A 20,170-nucleotide genomic window follows, 5' to 3' on the forward strand; every position below is an offset into this window, starting at 1 on the left:
TTAATCTTGGTTTTTTCTTGCTTCTTCGGTTTCCTGTTTTTGTGGCAAAATATAGTCAGGGATTTCGTAGTTTTCCAGTGTTCGGGGCCGGTTTACACGGGTCGACATGTTGAGGTAAGACCACGCTCCAAGTAGCACTAACATAATCGGCAACAGCTTACCTGATAGCGGAATAATCGACCAAAGAAAATACAACAACAAAACAGACGCGACTATCAAAGCGATATTTCCAGAAAATGCAGACGGTTTTTGCCCGGTATTGATGATACAACTAGGGTTTTGGGATTTCAGGTTTTTGACGAATGCTTTTACAAATGGCGTATAGGTGTCGGCTCTGTCTTCAAATTCAGCAAAACCAACATAATGTGTGGAAAGTATCTGAAATACGCCCCTCACGGCAGTGATTTCGCAACAATAATTATTATGTCGGTAACGGAAGTAAGGCTGCGCCTGCAAGCGGATACTTAGTATTTCTTTGTACGGGATTTGCAGTTCGCTATGTTCATCGGTACGTACCACGCCTTGCTCTGTGACTGTCCAATGGCAAGGTTTTTCGAAAGCCGATTTGCGAAAGGCATATGTCAGTCCGATGCTCATTTTTTTACATTTAAACGTCTTTATCTTTGGTCGGGTTTTAGCGGGACAGGCTCGTTCCCCGCCAAGCCTCCACTACAGGCAGTACAACAGCAAGAGCATTGTAAGGGAAAGCAACAAACCTGCAACGAGGATTATCTGGGTTGCCCGGTTTCTTTATTTTCCAAGCAACTCTAAATAGGTTTTAGCACTCTCGTGTCCTTTATCTGCTGCTTTTTTATACCAATTATAGGCTTCGGCATCGTTTTTTGTTACGCCTCTTCCCGTAAAATATATCATACCTAGTTCATGCATTGCATCTGCATTTCCATTGTCTGCCGACTGCTTGAACCATTTCATTGCTTCGACTTCATTTGGCATTGCAGCCGTTTCTTGCATACCGAAGCGATAATATAAACCGACACTGTACATCGCTTCCGCGTTTCCTTTATCTGCCGAAAGTTTATACCATTTCATTGCTTCGGTATAATTTTTTACTTTTTCGGCATCATTTCCTTTTTGTAATTCGGTACTTCCGTTTTCTCCATATATAGTTTCATATAATGCGATTTCTTTCTCTAATGCGTTCAACATGATTACTGCCGTCAGGTTTCCTTTGTCTGCTGAAATTTTATACCATTTAATGGCTTCGGTATAGTTTTTTGCATCGTGGGCTTCGGTTCCTTTGTATAAATCTGATCTGCCGTCTTTATCAAGTTGTTGCAGGTATTTTTCAGCGGTTTCATTTCCTTTGTCTGCCGAAAGTTGATACCATCTGAGGGCTTCACTTCCGTCTGCATTTACACTGGTTCCGTTTTGGTGCATAGTCCCGATATTATACATGGCATTTGTGTTTCCTTTGTCTGCCGAAAGTTTATACCATTTCATTGCTTCGGCATAATTTTTTGCGTCAAAGGATTCATTTCCTTTTCTAAATTCGGCACTTCCGTTGTCGGTTTGCGCTGCAAGCTGCTGCAGGGCTTTTTTTGCACTTTCATCTCCTTTGTCTGCAGCTTTCTGAAACCATGCTATGGCTTCGGTTTCATTTTTGGCTACACCGAGACCATTGTAATACATTGCACCAATATTGAACATTGCGAGTTCAATTCCTTCGTATGCGGATTTTTTAAACCAATTCATTGCTTCGGTATAGTTTTGTGCCATACCTTGACCTTTGTAATAAAAAAAGCCCACGTTGTACATAGCCTTTGCGTTTCCTTTGTCTGCCGAAAGTTTATACCAATTCATTGCTTCGGCATAATTTTGTGCTTTTTCGGCTTCGTTTCCTTTTGCCAATTCGGTGTTCCCGTTGTCGGTTTGTGCAATGGTAGTTGTAGCGATTGTTGCTGTAGTAGTATTGCTCGAAGCAGAGACAATCCATTTTCCTTTTAGTCCGTATCCTATTTGTGGAGCATTGGTTGGATGTTGTCCGCCTGATTTCCAGTTATTCACGGTGTTTGTCGCAAGTGCCCTTACCAACGCTTGTTCATTTTTTGACAAATGGGTTTGCATCAACATTTTGGCGTCATCCAGATTTTTCACTTTCAGAAAAAAGTTATACGCTCCGTAAAAATCATAATCCACCAACTTTCTCAGGTGTGGAACGGTTTCGCTGATAGCGGTCTGCTTTCCTGCTTCGGCAGTACGGCTGTCAAAAAGCGCAGCAAGGGCTTTGCCCCTGTCCGTAGATTTTTGGGCTTCATCGGTAAGGGTCTCTATACGGCTCATTTCTGCCTCGTATTTGCCAAGAGCTTCCTGTGCATTTGCTGCCATTGCTCCGAAAAGCAGAAAGCAGATCGTGATTATTATTGTTCTCATATGTTGCTGTTATCCCGTATTGGTTGTTTTTAAATCTTGCTTTACTTTCCGCCAAGTTCGTTGTATCGCTGCATATCGGCGATGGCTTGCTGTGTCAGTCCCAATGCTTCATAAACCTTTGCCCGGTGGCGATAAGAATGTGCGGCTTCATATTGTATTGCCCCCAATCCTTGCGTAAAATCGTAGGCGTGATGATATTGGGGCTGTATCACCACATTGCCTTTGGCATCTTTATAACCGTAAAGCCCCCTTGTGTCCTTGAACGCTTTTAGGTCTTGTGCCTGCAATGCCCCGGCGCCGAACAAAACAAGGCAAATCAGGATGGGTATTCTTGCATTCATAACGGGTTGATTTTTAATGCCAAAAATACGCAAGTCCCATATTTGAGCAATACGGAAAATTACGTATTTATAGCCCCGCTATCCGTACAAGATTGCGGGTTCATCCGGCTAGCGTGAGCCATCACCTTTCCCGATTGTTTTCAGCATTCCCGAATAATTTTCAAGCGGTAAGTAGCGAGCTCATTGAAATTCTCGTTACTACCTGAAAGGCCAATTTTGAAAATTGGCAGGTTAATTGAAGAGTAACAGTTGTTTTTGACTTATCTACCAAAATAAATAACAGAGCTAAATGGCTATATTTAATGGAAAAACGATTATTTTAGGAGCACCAACTGCGTATGGTTTTTCTGAAATTATTGAGCGGGAGTTAAGGCATCAGGGTTTTGAAGTGTTTAATTTGTCGCTATCTCCCGGTCATTTCAAATACAGGAATATATTCGAGCGATTAAACGCTTATCTACATCGGAATTTTCTCGGCCATCCGGATTATAAGACTTACCTCAAATTTAAGCGGGTGGAGGGTGAGATGTTGGATCGCCTGGCCGAAATGCCCCGAGTGGATTATGCGTTGCTTATCCGCCCGGATCAGTATTCCGAAGATATCATCAATATGGTCAGCCTCAAGGCGAATAAAACAATCGGTTACCAATGGGATGGATTAAGTCGGTTTCCTGAGGTGTATAAACGGATTAATCTATTTGACCGTTTTTTTGTCTTTGACCCGAAAGACGCCCAACACCCCGCCATGCTACCTATCACGAACTTCTACACCAACTCTTTTGATGTGGAGCCTAGCGAAAAGCATAAATCGGATGTATATTATGTGGGCACTTACATGAAGCGGCGTGCCTCGCAGTTAGAGGAAATCATCACTACATTGCAGGCACGCGGACTTTCCGTGAGGTACCATATCTGTAAATCTAGGAAGCGGAAACCGTGTTTTAAACATCTTGATACGACGCGGAAGGATTTAACATACGGGGAAAATCTTCGGTTTGCATTCAACAGCAAGATATTGCTCGATGTTCTTACTACCCAACACCATGGCTTGTCGTTCCGTGTGTTTGAAGCCATTGGATTTGATAAAAAACTGATTACGACGAACCAAGAAATTAGGCAGTACGACTTCTACCATCCCAATAACATCTTCGTATGGGATGGGCAGCCGTTTGAAAAATTGAGTGCCTTTCTGGCGGCGCCGTATGTTAAATTGAATCCCTATATCAAAGAAAAATATAGCTTTAACCGTTGGATAAACCATTTGCTTGGCGAAGGGTCGGTTGAGGAAGTGAGCGTACAGAGCATGGTGTTGGAACCGGCGTTGGCTTATTGAGGTGGCTTCCCCTGCTCGTAACGGCTTTTCGCAAAGACAGGTTATAAAATAATTTTATGGGATATTTCGAAGGTAAGAAAATCATTTTAGGTGCTCCTACAGATTATAGCTTCTCAGATACGATTGAGAAGGAGTTGAGGCACCAAGGTTTTCAAGTGGTGAATATCTCTTATTTACGGCAGGGTAAGTTTGCGTATAAGAATATCTTCGAGCGACTTAAAAGCTTTGTTCATAAGAATTTTCTGGGGCATAAAGACTATAAAGATTACTTGAAGTTCAAGCGTGCAGAAGCATGGATGAAAGAAAAATTAGCGCAGGTGTCGCATGCGGATTACGCATTTCTTATTCGGCCTGATCAATATAGCGAGGAAATTATTCAGATGATCAAGCGTAAGGCGGCGATCATGGTGGCTTATCAGTGGGATGGGTTAGATCGATTTCCGGCTGTCAAATCGCTCGTAAAGTATTTTGATCGGTTTTTTGTGTTCGACCCCCATGATTTAGATGGACAGCATCTGCTTCCGATTACGAACTTTTACACCAGTTCATCCGTACCGCATGCGGATCCGGCGTTGGCTTCGGATGCCTGCTTTATAGGTACCTATGTGAGTGGTCGATCCCAGCAAGTGGAGCAGTTAATTGCAGAACTCACGGAAGTGGACCTACACGTGCGTTATCATATCTGCCACGGTAAGAAAGCGCACCCGGATTTTAAAACACTAAAAACGACGACGGAAAAGTTAACCTATCAGGAAAACCTCAAGCGAGCCTTTAATGCCGATATTCTTATTGACATCAATAACCAAGTGCACAATGGGCTGTCTTTCCGTGTTTTCGAGGCCATAGGATTTCAAAAAAAAATGATTACAACCTCACATGAGGTCAAAAAGTATGATTTCTATCATCCCAATAATTTTTTTGTTTGGGGGGATCATAGCAAGGAAACGTTGGATGCGTTTTTAGCTGCGCCGTTCGTTCCGCTGCCGGCCGACATTAGAAAAAAATATAGCTTTGAAAATTGGATTCGGTATTTGTTGGATGAGGGGGAGTATTCCCCCATTTATCTACCAAATTAATGTTGGTAGATTTAATTATCTTGGCTCCTAAAGAAGCCACGACCTCTTAACGTCTTTTATTATGTCAAATAGTTCAGGCCCGCAATCGATTTTGTTTTTTACTTCTTCTTCTGCCAGAACGGGTTCGGAAGTTCTGCTTTTTAGCTTGCTGACTGGGCTTGATAGAGACACGGTTACCCCTTATGTGTATAGTTTCAAAAAAGGGGAGCTTTTGGCAGAGTTGCCGGGTGATATCCCATATTATTTGCCTTACAGCAAGGAGAAAAAATGGTGGAAGAGGGTATGGAGGAGTGTTTTAAAAGGACTCAATATAGATCCGGTTGTCTATCAATTGAGAGCTTTACAGCGAAGCGTCAAAGCTGCTATTTGGTATGTCAATACCATCGTGGTGGACGAGCGGGTTTTAACTTTGGGCCAACAGCTAGGTGTTCGCATAGTTACTCATTTTCACGAGCTTTCTAATGCCTATCGATTTATCCGTAAAGATCATCTTAAATTAATTCTTCGGCACTCAGAAGTATGCATAGGTTGTTCTAATATCGTGTGCGAGAAAATCCGTGATATGGGGCATGAAAATGTTCTTTTGCAATATAGTTTTATTGATGAGTCAGCCATTGACCAGCAGCTTGAAAATGGAGAGATTAGCCGGGAAGAATTGGGCATTTCTCCGGAAGTTTTCGTTTGGGTCATATCAGGCACAGTGACCTATGAAAAGGGGTTAGACTATCTTCCGCAGATTTTAACCGCTTTGGAACGAGAAAACTGTTGTATCTTATGGTTGGGTAGAATAAACGAGGACGGGTTGTATCATTATGTCCAATCCGTGGTTCAAAAAAGGTGGCCGGGAAAAGTAATTTTTACCGGTGAACTCAAAGAAAGATATTATCAGTTCATTAAGCTCGGTGATGGGCTCTTAATGCCTTCTCGGGAAGATTCCTTTTCCTTGGTTATGTTGGAAGCGGCATACCTTGGGAAACCCATCGTTTCTTTTAATTCCGGGGGGGTCAACGAATTTGTAAACGAAGCTCGAGGCATTGTAGTTGATTCATGGAATGCAACTGATTTAGCGGAGGGAATGAAAAAAGTTATGGCAAGAAGACTAAATAATGATTCGATAAGCCACGACTTTGAGTTTACTAAGCGGAAACAACTTGTGCACTTCCATAACCTGATTAGGACGATTGGCCCTGCCCAAATTTAGGGGGAACTCGCTAATTATTATTAACCCATGATGATGACGGTTGACCATCCTGCAACCCCAGCTGTTTCCGTACTTATGACGGCATATAATGCGGCCTTGTATATCCGCGAGGCCATTCAAAGTGTATTGGACCAAACTTTCGGTGATTTTGAATTAATTGTGTATGACGACGGTTCCACGGATGGCACATCAGCTATTGCTAAGGGCTTCGGTGATCCCCGGATTCGGCTGATAGCCGATGTGAATAATAAAGGGATTACCCATGCCCGGCAAGCGGCGTTGAGAGCGGCGCGCGGAAAATATATAGCGATTTTGGATAGTGACGATGTTGCTTTTCCATCACGTTTGGAAAAACAGTATCAGTTTTTGGAAGCGCATCCCGACGTGGTGCTGTGCGGCGGAAATGCCGTCGTTATAGATGAAAGCGGAAATACGACTACCCAAGTACTAATCCCTTCATATAAACCTGAAGAACTAAAGGTCAAACTGTTCTTCAATAATATTTTTGTTAACTCTACCGTAATGTACAGAAGGGCGGAGGTATTGTCATTGGGCGGTTACCGGGATCGGGAACCGGCAGAGGATTATGACCTTTTTGTGCGTTTGGCAGACGTCTATGAAATAGGTATGCTCGTTGAAGAATATTTCGTCCGATATCGGCTGCATTCCAATAATAGTTCCTACATCAAGCATAAAAAGCTGATTGAACACGTACGTGAAATTAAAAGAGAACAATTGGCGTCAATCGGTGTAGCAAATACCGAAACTTACGTTTCTACTTTTGAAGCCCTTATAAGGGGCGAGTTTAAAGACCGTGCCATTGAAGATTTCTATGAGCTATTAGTGGCACTCAAATCAGCAAACTTGACGTCTAGCAAGCTCCCGCAAACAATATTTGAAAAAGAGTTGTTCGACCGGTGGTATCTGATGGTTACATCTATGATGCCCAAAAAGCAGACGGCGTCTTATTTGCTTAGGAAGGGCCTTTTCAAGGTGTCCCTAACTTCATTCAAGCAAAAGCGCCGTATCTTTAAATTTTGGTTGAGATCATTAGTTGGTTAGCTATGCGGTTCAGGCGATTTTGGCAATCGATAAAGGGCGGAAGCCAGGGGTTGCCTCGACACTTCCTCTCACAATATGAACGTTTGTCGGCCCAAGGGCTGGCTACGAACACCCGTTTTCGCCTATCCCCGGATTTGTTTTACCCGTGCCTGAATGACGCGACAGGGGAAACCGCTTTCGACAGGCATTATGTCTACCATCCCGCATGGGCAATGCGTATCATAAAATCCATTAATCCCGATCGCCACGTCGATATTTCTTCCACATTGCATTTTTGCACCATGCTTTCCGCGGTCGTGCCAACTGATTTTTATGATTATCGTCCCGCGGACCTCGTGTTGGACAACCTGACATCGTCTTTCGCGGACCTTATGAACCTACCTTTCCCGGATGATAGTATTGCGTCCGTCTCTTGCATGCATACCGTGGAACATATCGGACTGGGCCGGTACGGTGACCAACTTGATTACGACGGTGATCTGAAAGCGATTGCCGAGCTCAAACGGGTTGTCTCACCGGGTGGGTCGTTATTGCTTGTTGTCCCACTGGGGCGCGAAAGTATCCTCTGTTTTAACGCGCATCGGATTTATGATAAGCAGCAGGTGCTGGCGCTGTTCAGTGATATGGAATTGGTTGATTTTACATTGATTCCGGAAGACGGCAAAGATGGTGGATTAGTGCCCAACCCATCTGATGAGCTATTAAAAAGGCAGTTTTACGGGTGCGGTTGCTTCTGGTTCAAAAAAAGAGGATTGCCCAATGAAGGTCGTTGAATTTCTAGGTGGCCTAGGCAACCAGCTTTTCCAATACGCATTTTTCTGTGCATTGCAGCAAACCTTTCCAAAAGTCCGGGCAGATCTGTCCGGATACGATTCCTATGGACGTCATAATGGTTTTGAGTTGGAGCGGGTTTTCGATATCCGTCTGCCGCAACTGACGCCTTGCGAGCGACGGCTTTTTAACTGGGAGGACCGCCGGTGGGTGTCGCGCAAGCTGCGCAGGATTTACGGAACAAAAAGAGCATATTACGAAGAGAAGGAACTATTCGGATATGATGGGGCGATCTTCGGGGATTGGAAGCATCGTTATTATTGGGGGTACTGGCAGCACATTGGCTATATCCGACCGGTTGCCGACCAGTTGCGCACCGATCTTCGTTTCCCGGCCTTTGCTGACGCGAAAAATATCGAGTTGGCTAACATGCTTGTGGATGGAAACACGGTGAGTGTACATATCCGCCGAGGGGATTATTTGGGTGATCCCTTGCTGGGTGGGATTTGTGACGCCGATTATTACCAGCGGGCTTTAACTTATATCAGACAGCATGTCGATTCCCCTCTTTTCATCTTTTTCTCTGATGACATCCCTTGGTGCAAGGGAAATTTGCCGATTGCCAATGCCCTTTTCGTGGATTGGAATGCAGGCATGGAGAGTTTTCGTGATATGCAATTGATGAGCTTATGCAGGCACCATATCATTGCCAATAGCAGTTTCAGCTGGTGGGGCGCGTGGTTCAATCCGTATCCCGGCAAGATCGTTGTTTCGCCTAGCCGCTGGGTAACGATGGACGAATTGGATCTTTCCGGCATCATTCTGCCTGGATTCCATACTTGCTAGGCAGCAATTAACAGGCGTGGCTGACCGTGCTTCCGGATTTCGTGCCGGCTTTTTGCACTGTCATGAATTTTTTTGGAGCACTCACAGATTAGCTTATCTTTACCGGCTCCAATGAATCGGTATGCACAATAATTTCAAGAAAAGTATTACCCTTTTTTTTAATTCCTATTGGCTGGTTGAGTATGCCATGCTGCTGCGGTATCAGAGGTTTTCTTTCCGGACGTCGGATAAAAAGCCGATGTTGATTTCGATGGTAGACAGCAGAAGGCAAGCCAAGGGGCTTACCGATCGGTTCAAGGGTATGATTAGCACTTATGCATTGGCGAAGGCTACAGACGTTCCCTATCGTTGCATCTATAACCATCCGGTTTGCCTGACAGCTTTTCTGATTCCCAACCAATACGATTGGCTACCGCAAAAAGGAGAGTTAGGGGAAACGGTAAGGGACATGCGATTCAAGTTGATGCGGAAGCAACGGAAAATCAAACGTCTTTTGAATGTATTGCCCTTAAAAAGGCAGGTGCGTGTATACGCGAACGTCGATTACTTGGACGAAATCAACCGGATTTATCATACATCCTATAAGTGGGGCGAGCTTTTTGGGGAGCTGTTTAAAATCACCGCGCCGTTGGAGAAACACTTGCAGTTGCACCTCAATCGGATCGGTGGCCCTTATATTGCTTGTGTGTTCCGCTTTCAAGCCTTGCTGGGCGACTTTAAAGAATATCATTTCAAGCCGCTTGGCGAGACTGAACAACGGGAGCTGATTGAAAAGAACAAGAAAGCTCTTAGGCAAATAACAGAAGGAAGCACGGTGCCGGTGTTGGTAACTTCCGATAGCTCCACCTTTATTGACGAAATAAAAACACTGGACAATGTATATACCATTCCGGGCAAGGTGGTGCATATCGATAATATGGTAGATGAAACAGAAGAGGTTTATATGAAGTCGTTCGTTGACTTTTTTATGCTGGCTAGGGCACAGAAAGTGTATAGCATCGGCACGAAAATCATGTACCGGACCGATTTCCCAGCGTATGCCGCCAAGGTGAACGATGTGCCGTTTGAACGTATCTTAATCAGCGAGTATGAGTAGCAGCCATGTGAAGAAGGCGATTGTCCGTTTTTTCAACGCCTATGGGTTGAAAGAATACTACATGGTGTTGAAGCACTACCGATTTTCTGCTAAGCTGGTCGGCAAGCCGATGTTAGTTTCGGTGGTCGACAGCCGCCGGAAAACGAAGGGGTTGACGGATCGGTTTAAGGGGATTGTAAGTGTATATGCGCTTGCCAAGGTGCATGATGTGCCATTCAGGTGCATCTTTAACCACCCGATGGAATTGACCGACTTTCTGGTGCCCGATACATACTGTTGGGTGCCGACGCCGGGCGAACTGAGCGAGTCGGTATGGGAAGTCCAGTTCCGGATTATGAGTAAGCAACCGCCGTTGCGGCGATTGACCAGCCTGTTCCCTTTGAGAAAGCAGGTGCTGATATATGCTAAGGTGGATTATCTGGAGTTGATAAATCGGAGGTATAAACGGCACTATCAATGGGGGCAACTCTTCAACGAGCTATTTAAGCCGACCCCTCTATTGGAAGATCGGTTGCAAGCGCATCTTCGTAAGATAGGGAATGTATTTTACATTGCGTGTGTCTTTCGCTTCCAAGCCTTGCTGGGCGATTTTAAAGAGTATCATTTCAAACCGTTGCCGGAAGCGGATCGGGAGGAGCTGATAGCGAAGAATATCAATGCACTGCGGCAGCTTGCTGACCAGACCGATATGCCCGTATTGGTTACCTCAGACAGCTCGTCGTTTATCGAAGCGGTGAAAGGCCTGAAAAACATATACACCATCCCGGGGAAGGTAGTACACATAGACAACGTGGCCGATGCGGAAAGCGAGGTGTACCTGAAATCTTTTGTCGATTTCTTTATGTTATCGCGGGCACGAAAAATATATAGCCTGGGCACCGACATCATGTATAAGACCGATTTCCCGAAATATGCGGCGAAAGTCAATAACATCCCGTTTGAGCGGATTCTGATCGAATAACATGCTTCAAAAATAAAATCCCTAATTTTGCACGTTTAACGGGCCAGTATGGATATCGATTTTGTAATTACCTGGGTGGATATGAACGACCCGAAATGGCAGCAGGATTTTGCTTCCTACTCGGGCAAAATAGACAACAAGAAGAATGAGGTAACAGAGGCCCGTTTCAGGGACCATGGCCTGCTGAAGTATTGGTTTCGGGGCGTGGATAAATTTGCACCCTGGGTGCGAAACATCCATTTCGTTACCTGTGGTCAGCAACCCGACTGGCTGGATACCAGCCACCCGAAACTCCGGATGGTCAACCACGAAGATTATATCCCTAAGCAATTCCTGCCCTGTTTTAATTCCAGCCTGATTGAAATCTACTTGCACCGCATACCGGGGCTGGCAGAACATTTTGTTTATTTCAATGATGATTTTTTTATCATCAGCGACCTTCCACAATCACGGTTTTTTACTGATGGGGTGCCCAATGACATTGCCGCCTTCCGCATGAACATGGGGCTATCGCTATGGAGCAAATGCTTGAAAAACAATATCGAAATTATCAATCGGCGCTTTGATAAACGGGAGGTGACGGCGCGCGACCATGACAAATGGTTCCATGAAAGCTATGGAAAAAAAGCGCGCCTTACGCGACTTCTCAAACCTTATGGAAAGTTTGTGACGCTGCGGACGCCACACAACGCGCAGCCGTATACCAAAACAACGTTTGACGAGGTATGGGATTATGCAGGGAAAGAACTGACCGAAATGTCATCGCACCGTTTCCGGAGCCCGGAGGATTATACGCAGGAGCTTTTCCGCACCTGGCAGATATGCCGATCTAATTTCGAACCCTATAATACTTATCAGGACACGAAAATGTTCCCGCTCGTTTTCCGGGCGCCCCAGGCGATAAAAGCCATACGGGAGCAGTCATACAAATTGGTATGCGTGAATGACAATGAGCACATTATCAATTACGACAAGACCATGCAGGCAGTGAGCGATGCGTTCAATTATATATTACCCGAAAAATCAAGCTTTGAACGATGAAGATTTTAGTGACCGGTGCTACGGGTTTCATTGGGTTCCATTTGGTGAACGCCCTACTGAAAAGAGGCTACCACGTGGTGGGTATCGACAATATAAATGATTACTACGATGTGAACCTGAAATATGGGCGTTTAGCGGAATGTGGGGTACACCGGCATGCCATCAACGACAATACGCCCGTTCAAAGCCAAACCCATCCGGCTTATACATTTCAAAAAACGGACATCACCGACCTTGCTTGTCTTTCCGAATTGTTCGAAATCCATCAGTTCGACCGGGTTTTCCACCTCGCTGCACAGCCGGGCGTCCGCTACTCCATGGAAAATCCCCATGCTTATGTACAATCCAATGTGGTTGGGTTTGTCAACATGCTCGAATGTTGCCGCCATCATCAGGTCAAACACTTCGTTTACGCCTCCAGTTCATCCGTATATGGCACCAATACGAAAGTGCCTTTCCATGAGGACGATCGGGTAGACCACCCGGTAAGCCTGTATGCCGCCACCAAGCGGAGCAATGAATTGCTGGCACATACCTACAGCCACCTGTATCAGCTGCCCACCACCGGGCTGCGCTTCTTTACGGTGTATGGTCCCTGGGGCCGGCCGGATATGGCGCCGATGTTGTTTGCGGATGCCATCTGCTCGGGTAAACCCATCAAGGTATTCAACGGCGGCGATATGCATCGTGATTTTACGTATATAGACGATATTGTTGAGGGTGTTGTGCGGGCAGGCGAACAGGTTCCTGCCGCCACCGATATCGTTCCTTACTATCGGATTTTTAATATCGGCAATTCCCGGCCTATCCATCTCATGGAATTTATCCGTATCATGGAAACGGCGTTCGGCCTGACGGCCAAACTTGATATGTACCCCATGCAACCGGGCGATTTGAAAACAACCTACGCCGATACGTCGGCCCTGGCAGAAACGGCCGGCTATAAACCCGATACGCCGCTGCACGACGGTGTCGGCCGATTTGTATCCTGGTATAACGACGTTTACCGCTAACTATTTCTCGCAACTCGACTTATCGGGGAACAGTGCTTCCAGAAAAGGCTTGATTTTTTGCCGGTCGTCATCCGTTACACGTTGATTGTCGTTCAGGCAGAAGAGCTTGGGCCGGTAACGCTCCATGTATGCCATGAAATCGTGTTTATAAACCAGCATGCGGCTTGCCTCCCCGCGGCCCACGTATTTAAGATGGCCATGGCCGATAGCCAGTGCGTAGTATGAAAACGCCGATCGGTGGATGTCGCCAAACGTGCGCACGTGGTGCGTCTGCGACTCCGCCACGCGGTCGGAAAAAACGCGCTCCACGGCATCCCGGTAATCGGATTTGAGGAATGCATCAATGTTGTGGTGTGGCACGCCCGAGTAATAGGTGCCGAACTTCGCCTCCACCGCACGGGCCGAGTCGGCCAGCTTCTGCGCATACTGCCCCAACTTTTTACCCACCAGCCCCTTAAAAAAGGTCGTCAGCCGGGGATGCCACCGGCCGAAAAGCTTTCTTTTTAACCGCACGAAGGGGTAACCGTCGTCCGCAAAGAAAAAATCAGGGTGCAGGTCCGCATTAAAGAACATATCGTCGTTGGCGAACAGAAAATGTTCAGACAGGCCCGGAATCCGATACAAGAAATACTCGATAACGGTTGAGTTGAAAGAAGGTAACGCTGCCGGCGGCATAATAGTGGTATGATCGACCACCTGTATGCGGGGGTTGCTGGTATCCAGCCATGCCGGCTGCTGGTCGTCCGTGACGATAAAAACACGCCGAATCCAAGGGGCGTGCTTTTCTACCGACCTTAACGCGTACCGCAATTCGTCGTTATTGACATAGCGCCCCTTGTTGTTGGTCTCGGAATGGTCGCTCAATATGCCCGTAGCCGCCCTTTTTTTGGCTTGCCATTTGGGGTCGTTGCCATCTACCCACAGGTATATCAAATCTATATCCTTGTGTTGGTTGCCCATTTTTTTGGTGTCTTTCCCTAATCAGCAATGCCGCGCAGTACTGAAAAGATGGCACAATTATAATCATTGTGATTGTATTTACCCTACAGGTGGATGCATTAACCCTGTGTTAACTGTGGATGTACTTATTATACAACGCTTGATTTCACCTTTTCAAGCACTTATCTTTGGACAAGAGAAGGGGCTGAACCATTTATCAGCCGAAAATAGCGGCATGAGTTGTTCACGGAAATTTACCCGGCTTCATGTAAAAGCGGCTGTGTTTTTAAGTCGCTTCATCGGCTGGCTGCAAGGCGGCGATCCGCAAAGGAGTAAACATAAGGGCGACTTACGCAAGGCAAGCATATTGACGGACTATTTTGCCCGGAAATATTTGACGGCAACCGATGGCCTGGTTCAACAGGAAGTGACCGTAGCAACGCCGGAAACCATCTGGCAATTCTGGGATAACCCTGCCGGACGAACGACGCCGGAAATCGTGAAGGCTTCGTTGGGAAGCGTCGAGAAATTTAAAGGCAACTTTGCGCACAAGGTATTGGATAATGCGACGATGTCAGCTTATTCGGATTTGCCTGGCTATGTCATGGATAAATTCAAGAAAGGGCAAATTGATTATACCCATTTTTCCGATTTGCTGCGGTTGAACTTATTGAAAAATCATGGTGGCATCTGGCTGGATGCGACAGGCTATATGACGGATACTGTGCCGGGGTATATTCTTGACGAAGATTTCTTTGTATTGCTGACAGGAAAATTAACGCATTTTCCCTATTCTTTTATACAAAGCTGCTTCATACGCGCTAAAAAAGGCAGCTTTTTGTGCGATGCATGGTATCAACTGTGCGTGGAGTATTGGAAAAAGGAAATCAAAAAACTGGATTATTTTCAACTTCACCTGATGTTTAAAGCACTGGTCGAGAACGAACGGACAGCAAAGGATTTGTTCGAACAAATGCCCCATATCGCCGAAGACGACATCCAGCAACTTATAGGGAACAAGTTGCTCGAAAAATTTGACCCGAACGAATGGAGTCGCATAAAAGAGGTTTCCTTTTTTCAAAAGACTACCTATAAAGTGCCACAGGGAACCGACTACTCCGGCACGTATTTATCAGCACTAAGCAAAACGCAACTATGAACCCGATTCAAAAAATCAGTGTGATCATTCCGGTTTATAATGTAGAAAAATATGTGTTGCCCGCATTAAACACTGTTCGTTTTCAAACTTACCAGAATTTGGAGATTATATGTGTCTTGGATTGTCCAACCGATAAATCGGAAGAAATAGTAAAAAAAGTAGCTATGGAAGATAATCGCATAAAATTGGTCGTGCATCCGGAAAACAGAGGTTTGCCTACCGCAAGAAATTCGGGCGTTGAACATGCAACCGGTGAATACATCCATTTTATGGATTCGGACGATTTAATAAGCCACGATTTTTACGAGATTTTACTGAACGCGGCAACTGAAACAGGCGCAGATGTTTGTGCTTGCTCGGTATTCAATGAGAAAAAACCGAAACAAAGCATCTGGTTTACGAAAGCGGAGGTATTAACGGGGCAGGACAAGATGCATAAATCCGACGTGTTGTATAGGGGGTGGGCATGGCGGTATTTAATCAGAAAAAGTTTTTGGGACGCGCATGGTTTCTCCTTTCCGGATTTCGTCCCCATGCAGGATATCGTTGTTGCCATTTCAATGATATACTACGCCAATAAACTTGCCGTCTGCCCGGATGCGGTTTATTTTTACAAAAACCGGAGCGCTTCCATCCTGAACAGAGACAAAACGGGAGACCATCCGGCGCTTAAAAAGCAATGGAAGGAAAATGTAAGGAATGCCCGGAGGGCGATAAAAGACTTGGTGAGGAACTATAAGATTAAACGTCCGCTAAAGCATGTCCTAAGGGAAAAGGAGCGTATAAGGGGCAGGTTCATCTGCACCAACGACCCGATAACATACGGGGAATTCGATAAAAAAATCAGTGTGATTATTCCGGTTTATAACGTGGAGAAACACCTGGCCAGGGCGTTGAGTTCGGTTCGGTTCCAAACATACCGCAATTTGGAGATTATCTGTGTGTTGGATTGCCCGACGGATAATTCCGCTGAAATCGCTACCCGGATCGCCGCTGAAGATGAGCGCATCACGCTGGTAACGCACCCAAGAAACTGCGGCTTGCCAGCCGCGAGGCATTCGGGTGTTGAAAAGGCAACGGGGGAGTATATCCACTTTATGGATTCGGACGACTGGCTTAGCCCTGATTTCTATGAAACATTGATACATGCCGCGGAAAAGGCACAAGCCGACGTTGCGGCCTGTTCGGTATATTATGAGAAAAAGCCGCACAAAAGTATTTGGTTCCGGAAAAGCGAAGTCCTGGTAGATGCCCACGATAAACTTGAAAAAACAGAAGTGACCATGCGTGGGTGGGCCTGGAGGTACTTAATACGGAAAGATTTTTGGACAGAACAGCAACTTTCTTTTCCCGATTTAGTGCCCATGGAGGATAAGCCCGTCATGATGGAAATGATTTATCATGCAAGCAAGGTAACGTTATGCCCAGGTGCGTTCTACTGCTACAAAAACCGGGAAAACTCGATATTGAACAAGGAACTTGACCCGATTATAAGAAAGCGCGGTAGTGAAAACCGTCGGAAAGCACGCGGGGTTATAAGCGGTTTTATGAAAAAAAATAAGATTAAACAGCCGAGTAGATTGAAGTATTACCTACGGAAATATATGGCAATAGGCCTGTAGCGGTGTTTTTCGGTTTTGCGACAAGCAGAAAATTAAAGCGGAGGAAAAATAATGCGGGTTTTTGAAAAAATCGGTAGTATACACAGGCAGCTAAAAAAGGCTGGAAAAGCAAAAAGGGACCTCTCGTTGCAGGCCGAAGTGGCCGAAAAGTTGGATGGGTATATCGCGGAATTTCTAAACGGGAGAATAGAAAAGGTGGTTACCGTTGCCAAAAAGCCAGAACTGGTTGGGAAAAAGATAATCTGGCAGTTTTGGCAACAGGGAGTAGATGAAAACACCCCCCAAATAGTACGCACGTGTTTTGATTCCGTAAAAAAGTACCGCAACGGATATGAGGTGATTATCCTGTCGAAAGACACCTTACCTGAGTACATCGATGACTTGCCTGCTTTCGTTTGGGAAAAATTCGGAACTGGTGGATTTGATTTCCCCAAAATAGCGAATCTTGTGCGGTTGCAACTGCTTTCGGCCTATGGCGGTGTTTGGCTTGACTCGACCATTTACCTGACGAAGCCGCTGGCGGAAAGCTGGCTCCGACAGGATTTTTTTGCGCTTCAACGCTCTGAAACACCGCCTCCCGATGCCTCTTTTTTTAATAAAACCGACCCCTTATTTTTCAATTGGAGCCCCACCAGCCAGGTGAAGTTGCTTAATTCGTTTATCGTAGCGAGACCTCGCCACAAAATCATTGACGATTTGCTTTCCATTCATCTCGCCTATTGGAAAAAAGAGGCAGCAATCAATCATTATTTCTTTTTTCAGCTGCTGTTTAACCGCATGATGCGGAACGCGGAGTGGAAAAACCTGAACTGTGAAATTGTCGGGCACACCGCTTGCCACAAGTTGCAATTGGTCGCATTCGACAAGTTTGACCGGCAGGTTTATGAGAAAGTCATCGAAAAAAGCAACTTGCACAAGCTATCGCTTTACCTTTCAAGAAAAAGACTGCCTACCGGGTCATTTGCCGATGTGATCATTAACAAGAAAAGCGAACAATAGGACGACCTTGTCAACGTTGTATTGGAAAAAGGCTATCACGGAAAAAGCAAACCGTAAAGCACAACACCAATAAAATAAACCAAAAATGCCAACGCCAATATGTTCCCGTGTTGGGAGGAATAGATTGGTGTTCTTTCAGATGGATTCAAATGAAAAAGTTTCTTCTGAAGAAAGGCGAACAGCGCATACATAATCATTGCCAGGAGTGTGCCCGCCAACACGCCGCCTACGACATCTGAGATGAAATGTACACCGAGATAAATTCGCGAATAGCTGATTAATATGGCCCAGACAAGTGCCACAAGTGTTACCCAGCGATTCCGGAAGAGCAACGACAAAAATACCGCAAAGCCAAAACTGTTTGTCGCGTGCCCCGAAATGAAGCTAAATCCGCCACCCCGATATCCATTCACGGTATCCACGAGGTCTTTGAAATCAGGATGATGGGTAGGCCGAAGCCGCTCAAAAAAGGGCTTCATGAATCCGGATGAAAACTGGTCGCACAACACAATCATCAAAACGAAGAAAAACAGCGCAAGTGCTGCCTCTTTTTTCGACGTTTTGTAAAAAAGAAACAGTGCCACAAACGCATAGAACACAAACCATACGCTGGTTTTGCTTACAATCCACATTACATGGTCCCAAAAAACAGAATCGCTGCCGTTCAGTAAAAAAAACAGGTCGCGCTCATAGGGGAGTATGCTTTCTATAAATTCTTTCATTCGGCATTCTTTGATCAGGGATCAAGATTACACAATATTCCTGAAAGATTCGGGGAGTTTTACCACCAATTTCCAGTTTGCCATTGCTGGTTTATTCCACGCGTATGGCGGCCTTACCCACGTTTGGACAGAACGCGCCAGGGGGAGCCATGTATCTCCCTGTTGGGCCTTTTTTTTGGTGACAAAATCGATGGTCTTTGCCCTTTTTTCGATGTGCCGCTTGCGCCCCGTTGCCATCCGGTCTTTATCGAGGAACCGTTGCTGAATGATATCGTAATCCACGGAGCCAAAATGTAATAAATAGAGGTTGGGGTCGATGTTGAAATTATGCCCTAGAACCCGGTGGAAGCCCGAACCCCAACTTACCGGGCGTGATATGACCGATGGTTTGGTGTACCGCGACGATACCAACGCATACTGCCGCTGCACCAGAAAAGGGAGGGTGTCATCAAGTTTAGCCTCTTCGCCCAGCTTCTGTCCAACATCCAGGCCTAGGCCCGACACGGAAGGTGCAATCTTAATTTCGCTTAGGTATTCGACCAATGTTTTTCCGCACCGGGGGTCTACGGCCAGAAATTCATCGGCATCGACTCCGATGACCAAATCGTAGTACTGGAGCAGGTAGGCCGCTACCTCCGAAAGGAACCCTAAGCGACGTTTCTCTGCGCGGACTACATGTTCCACAATACGCTTTTTATGCTTCACATTCACTTTTCCCGCGTTTTTCGGGATGGGTTGGTCCTCCCCGTCGAGGAAGACATACAGGTGTTCCTCCCCGAGGTGTTTGGCATAATAGTCAATCCAGCGGTTTAAGAAGAAGTCGTCGTTACGCGCCATGGTCAGGGCACATATTTTTTTTATTCTACCCATTGTTCAACAACGTAATTTAAATGTCGGTATGCAGGTTATCTTTTCATTTCTACAACTGCTAAATTACGGGGCGAATATCTGCCCAATATTTAGGGAATATTATATTATTGTGAAACGGTGAAAGCCTTGATATTTTTGTTCATATTTTTGTGTTTTCTTCAAATCGGTACGGCGGTTGCTATACATAGGGGTAATTAATAAATTGAGGGGGTATGATGGCTAAGCATTTATTCATAATCAGGCACGCAAAATCAGATTGGAGTTTCGATGTGAGCGATTTCGATCGGCCGCTCAATGCGCGTGGGTTCAAAAATGCCCCCGAAATGGCTAAGCAATTGGCTGATTATGCCATTAAACCCCAACAACTGGTCAGCAGTCCGGCCAAACGGGCCGTTACCACCGCCCAGGTATTTGCGGAGCACCTGCATGTCCCTGTAAACGAGATCAAGCTCGAACCGCGGATTTATGAAGCCCTGCCGAATACCCTGTTGCAGATCATTGGCGAGTTGGACAACCACGTAGACAGCGTAGCTTTTTTTGGACATAACCCCGGCCTCACGTTATTGGTTAATTACCTGGCCGACGAAACGATCTACAACCTCGTCACATGCAGCATTGTCCATCTCCGTTTCGATGATGTAGACGATTGGGCATCGATATCGGGAGGAATGGGCACCAACGTTTGGTTAGCGGAACCCGGGGGAGAAGTCTGAACACCTTGTTCCCG

Annotated in this window: 20 protein-coding genes; 14 read left to right on the forward strand and 6 right to left on the reverse strand. The window is 45.7% G+C overall.

The genetic code is table 11. The annotated features are described in order from the left end of the window. The 3 genes from ACEVG1_RS15175 to ACEVG1_RS15185 form a co-directional block, all read right to left on the reverse strand. Nucleotides 1–597, reverse strand: coding sequence for a hypothetical protein (locus tag ACEVG1_RS15175; protein WP_374744601.1), 597 nt, complete (start codon nucleotides 595–597; stop codon nucleotides 1–3). Nucleotides 598–750: 153 nt separating this feature from the next. Further along, complete coding sequence (locus ACEVG1_RS15180; RefSeq protein ID WP_353124364.1) at nucleotides 751–2,391, reverse strand: tetratricopeptide repeat protein; 1,641 nt, start codon at nucleotides 2,389–2,391, stop codon at nucleotides 751–753. A 41-nt stretch (nucleotides 2,392–2,432) separates the two neighbouring features. Beyond that, a complete protein-coding gene (locus ACEVG1_RS15185) occupies nucleotides 2,433–2,732 on the reverse strand; it encodes a WG repeat-containing protein (RefSeq protein WP_353124363.1) in 300 nt (99 codons plus the stop codon). A gap of 289 nt (nucleotides 2,733–3,021) precedes the next feature. Here ACEVG1_RS15185 and ACEVG1_RS15190 point away from each other — a divergent pair, with 289 nt between their 5' ends. The 10 genes from ACEVG1_RS15190 (at nucleotide 3,022) to ACEVG1_RS15235 (ending at nucleotide 13,132) form a co-directional block, all read left to right on the forward strand. Further along, nucleotides 3,022–4,065 (forward strand): hypothetical protein, encoded by a 1,044-nt coding sequence (locus tag ACEVG1_RS15190; protein ID WP_353124362.1) that lies wholly within the window; start codon nucleotides 3,022–3,024, stop codon nucleotides 4,063–4,065. Between the two features lie 56 nt (nucleotides 4,066–4,121). Beyond that, the gene (locus tag ACEVG1_RS15195; protein WP_353124361.1) at nucleotides 4,122–5,141 is read left to right on the forward strand and encodes a hypothetical protein; all 1,020 of its coding nucleotides are present in this window, start codon (nucleotides 4,122–4,124) and stop codon (nucleotides 5,139–5,141) included. 61 nt (nucleotides 5,142–5,202) lie between these two features. Beyond that, the gene (locus ACEVG1_RS15200) at nucleotides 5,203–6,342 is read left to right on the forward strand and encodes a glycosyltransferase family 4 protein (protein ID WP_374744602.1); all 1,140 of its coding nucleotides are present in this window, start codon (nucleotides 5,203–5,205) and stop codon (nucleotides 6,340–6,342) included. A gap of 27 nt (nucleotides 6,343–6,369) precedes the next feature. Continuing rightward, entirely contained in the window at nucleotides 6,370–7,404 is a 1,035-nt protein-coding gene (locus tag ACEVG1_RS15205) for a glycosyltransferase (RefSeq protein ID WP_353124359.1), read from the forward strand. 2 nt (nucleotides 7,405–7,406) lie between these two features. Then, on the forward strand, nucleotides 7,407–8,177 hold the full coding sequence (locus ACEVG1_RS15210; RefSeq protein ID WP_353124358.1) for a DUF268 domain-containing protein: 771 nt from the start codon (nucleotides 7,407–7,409) through the stop codon (nucleotides 8,175–8,177). Then, nucleotides 8,164–9,021 carry an alpha-1,2-fucosyltransferase gene (locus ACEVG1_RS15215; RefSeq protein WP_374744603.1) on the forward strand — a complete coding sequence of 286 codons (858 nt, stop codon included), beginning with the start codon at nucleotides 8,164–8,166 and terminating at the stop codon, nucleotides 9,019–9,021. Before ACEVG1_RS15210 ends, ACEVG1_RS15215 begins: the two co-directional genes overlap by 14 nt. Before the next feature lie 121 nt (nucleotides 9,022–9,142). Beyond that, on the forward strand, nucleotides 9,143–10,117 hold the full coding sequence (locus ACEVG1_RS15220) for a hypothetical protein (protein WP_353124356.1): 975 nt from the start codon (nucleotides 9,143–9,145) through the stop codon (nucleotides 10,115–10,117). Then, on the forward strand, nucleotides 10,110–11,078 hold the full coding sequence (locus ACEVG1_RS15225) for a hypothetical protein (protein WP_353124355.1): 969 nt from the start codon (nucleotides 10,110–10,112) through the stop codon (nucleotides 11,076–11,078). The genes ACEVG1_RS15220 and ACEVG1_RS15225 overlap by 8 nt, the downstream gene beginning before the upstream one ends. Before the next feature lie 48 nt (nucleotides 11,079–11,126). Then, nucleotides 11,127–12,119 carry a Stealth CR1 domain-containing protein gene (locus tag ACEVG1_RS15230; RefSeq protein WP_353124354.1) on the forward strand — a complete coding sequence of 331 codons (993 nt, stop codon included), beginning with the start codon at nucleotides 11,127–11,129 and terminating at the stop codon, nucleotides 12,117–12,119. Next, a complete protein-coding gene (locus ACEVG1_RS15235; protein ID WP_353124353.1) occupies nucleotides 12,116–13,132 on the forward strand; it encodes an NAD-dependent epimerase in 1,017 nt (338 codons plus the stop codon). Before ACEVG1_RS15230 ends, ACEVG1_RS15235 begins: the two co-directional genes overlap by 4 nt. On the opposite strand, the gene ACEVG1_RS15240 is transcribed toward ACEVG1_RS15235, so the two are convergent. Continuing rightward, the gene (locus ACEVG1_RS15240) at nucleotides 13,133–14,092 is read right to left on the reverse strand and encodes a Stealth CR1 domain-containing protein (protein WP_353124352.1); all 960 of its coding nucleotides are present in this window, start codon (nucleotides 14,090–14,092) and stop codon (nucleotides 13,133–13,135) included. Between the two features lie 106 nt (nucleotides 14,093–14,198). On the opposite strand from ACEVG1_RS15240, the gene ACEVG1_RS15245 reads away from it, so the two are divergent. Genes ACEVG1_RS15245 through ACEVG1_RS15255 form a run of 3 tightly spaced genes read left to right on the forward strand, consistent with a single transcriptional unit; the run spans nucleotide 14,199 to nucleotide 17,851 of the window. Continuing rightward, on the forward strand, nucleotides 14,199–15,230 hold the full coding sequence (locus ACEVG1_RS15245) for a capsular polysaccharide synthesis protein (protein WP_374744604.1): 1,032 nt from the start codon (nucleotides 14,199–14,201) through the stop codon (nucleotides 15,228–15,230). Next, the gene (locus ACEVG1_RS15250; protein ID WP_353124350.1) at nucleotides 15,227–16,852 is read left to right on the forward strand and encodes a glycosyltransferase; all 1,626 of its coding nucleotides are present in this window, start codon (nucleotides 15,227–15,229) and stop codon (nucleotides 16,850–16,852) included. The genes ACEVG1_RS15245 and ACEVG1_RS15250 overlap by 4 nt, the downstream gene beginning before the upstream one ends. Nucleotides 16,853–16,903: 51 nt before the next feature. After that, a complete protein-coding gene (locus ACEVG1_RS15255; RefSeq protein ID WP_374744605.1) occupies nucleotides 16,904–17,851 on the forward strand; it encodes a capsular polysaccharide synthesis protein in 948 nt (315 codons plus the stop codon). A 35-nt stretch (nucleotides 17,852–17,886) separates the two neighbouring features. Here the strand turns inward: ACEVG1_RS15255 and ACEVG1_RS15260 are convergent, their stop codons facing one another. Together ACEVG1_RS15260 and ACEVG1_RS15265 are read right to left on the reverse strand one after the other, a co-directional pair. Continuing rightward, complete coding sequence (locus tag ACEVG1_RS15260) at nucleotides 17,887–18,573, reverse strand: phosphatase PAP2 family protein (protein ID WP_353124348.1); 687 nt, start codon at nucleotides 18,571–18,573, stop codon at nucleotides 17,887–17,889. A 27-nt stretch (nucleotides 18,574–18,600) separates the two neighbouring features. After that, nucleotides 18,601–19,443, reverse strand: coding sequence for a glycosyltransferase family 2 protein (locus tag ACEVG1_RS15265; protein WP_353124347.1), 843 nt, complete (start codon nucleotides 19,441–19,443; stop codon nucleotides 18,601–18,603). Between the two features lie 212 nt (nucleotides 19,444–19,655). On the opposite strand from ACEVG1_RS15265, the gene ACEVG1_RS15270 reads away from it, so the two are divergent. Next, nucleotides 19,656–20,156 carry a phosphoglycerate mutase family protein gene (locus ACEVG1_RS15270; protein ID WP_353124346.1) on the forward strand — a complete coding sequence of 167 codons (501 nt, stop codon included), beginning with the start codon at nucleotides 19,656–19,658 and terminating at the stop codon, nucleotides 20,154–20,156. The last annotated feature ends 14 nt before the right edge of the window (nucleotides 20,157–20,170 follow it).

Origin of the sequence: Parapedobacter sp. 2B3 (genome assembly GCF_041925275.1) — a bacterium.
GTDB classification, from domain to species: Bacteria; Bacteroidota; Bacteroidia; order Sphingobacteriales; family Sphingobacteriaceae; genus Parapedobacter; species Parapedobacter pyrenivorans_A.

What these genes read in the sequence shown, in the direction of transcription:
- ACEVG1_RS15175 (WP_374744601.1), bottom strand. Translation starts at nt 597, where the DNA reads ATGAGCATCGGACTGACATATGCCTTTCGCAAATCGGCTTTCGAAAAA.
- ACEVG1_RS15180 (WP_353124364.1), bottom strand. Translation starts at nt 2,391, where the DNA reads ATGAGAACAATAATAATCACGATCTGCTTTCTGCTTTTCGGAGCAATG.
- ACEVG1_RS15185 (WP_353124363.1), bottom strand. Translation starts at nt 2,732, where the DNA reads ATGAATGCAAGAATACCCATCCTGATTTGCCTTGTTTTGTTCGGCGCC.
- ACEVG1_RS15190 (WP_353124362.1), top strand. Translation starts at nt 3,022, where the DNA reads ATGGCTATATTTAATGGAAAAACGATTATTTTAGGAGCACCAACTGCG.
- ACEVG1_RS15195 (WP_353124361.1), top strand. Translation starts at nt 4,122, where the DNA reads ATGGGATATTTCGAAGGTAAGAAAATCATTTTAGGTGCTCCTACAGAT.
- ACEVG1_RS15200 (WP_374744602.1), top strand. Translation starts at nt 5,203, where the DNA reads ATGTCAAATAGTTCAGGCCCGCAATCGATTTTGTTTTTTACTTCTTCT.
- ACEVG1_RS15205 (WP_353124359.1), top strand. Translation starts at nt 6,370, where the DNA reads ATGATGATGACGGTTGACCATCCTGCAACCCCAGCTGTTTCCGTACTT.
- ACEVG1_RS15210 (WP_353124358.1), top strand. Translation starts at nt 7,407, where the DNA reads ATGCGGTTCAGGCGATTTTGGCAATCGATAAAGGGCGGAAGCCAGGGG.
- ACEVG1_RS15215 (WP_374744603.1), top strand. Translation starts at nt 8,164, where the DNA reads ATGAAGGTCGTTGAATTTCTAGGTGGCCTAGGCAACCAGCTTTTCCAA.
- ACEVG1_RS15220 (WP_353124356.1), top strand. Translation starts at nt 9,143, where the DNA reads ATGCACAATAATTTCAAGAAAAGTATTACCCTTTTTTTTAATTCCTAT.
- ACEVG1_RS15225 (WP_353124355.1), top strand. Translation starts at nt 10,110, where the DNA reads ATGAGTAGCAGCCATGTGAAGAAGGCGATTGTCCGTTTTTTCAACGCC.
- ACEVG1_RS15230 (WP_353124354.1), top strand. Translation starts at nt 11,127, where the DNA reads ATGGATATCGATTTTGTAATTACCTGGGTGGATATGAACGACCCGAAA.
- ACEVG1_RS15235 (WP_353124353.1), top strand. Translation starts at nt 12,116, where the DNA reads ATGAAGATTTTAGTGACCGGTGCTACGGGTTTCATTGGGTTCCATTTG.
- ACEVG1_RS15240 (WP_353124352.1), bottom strand. Translation starts at nt 14,092, where the DNA reads ATGGGCAACCAACACAAGGATATAGATTTGATATACCTGTGGGTAGAT.
- ACEVG1_RS15250 (WP_353124350.1), top strand. Translation starts at nt 15,227, where the DNA reads ATGAACCCGATTCAAAAAATCAGTGTGATCATTCCGGTTTATAATGTA.
- ACEVG1_RS15255 (WP_374744605.1), top strand. Translation starts at nt 16,904, where the DNA reads ATGCGGGTTTTTGAAAAAATCGGTAGTATACACAGGCAGCTAAAAAAG.
- ACEVG1_RS15260 (WP_353124348.1), bottom strand. Translation starts at nt 18,573, where the DNA reads ATGAAAGAATTTATAGAAAGCATACTCCCCTATGAGCGCGACCTGTTT.
- ACEVG1_RS15265 (WP_353124347.1), bottom strand. Translation starts at nt 19,443, where the DNA reads ATGGGTAGAATAAAAAAAATATGTGCCCTGACCATGGCGCGTAACGAC.
- ACEVG1_RS15270 (WP_353124346.1), top strand. Translation starts at nt 19,656, where the DNA reads ATGATGGCTAAGCATTTATTCATAATCAGGCACGCAAAATCAGATTGG.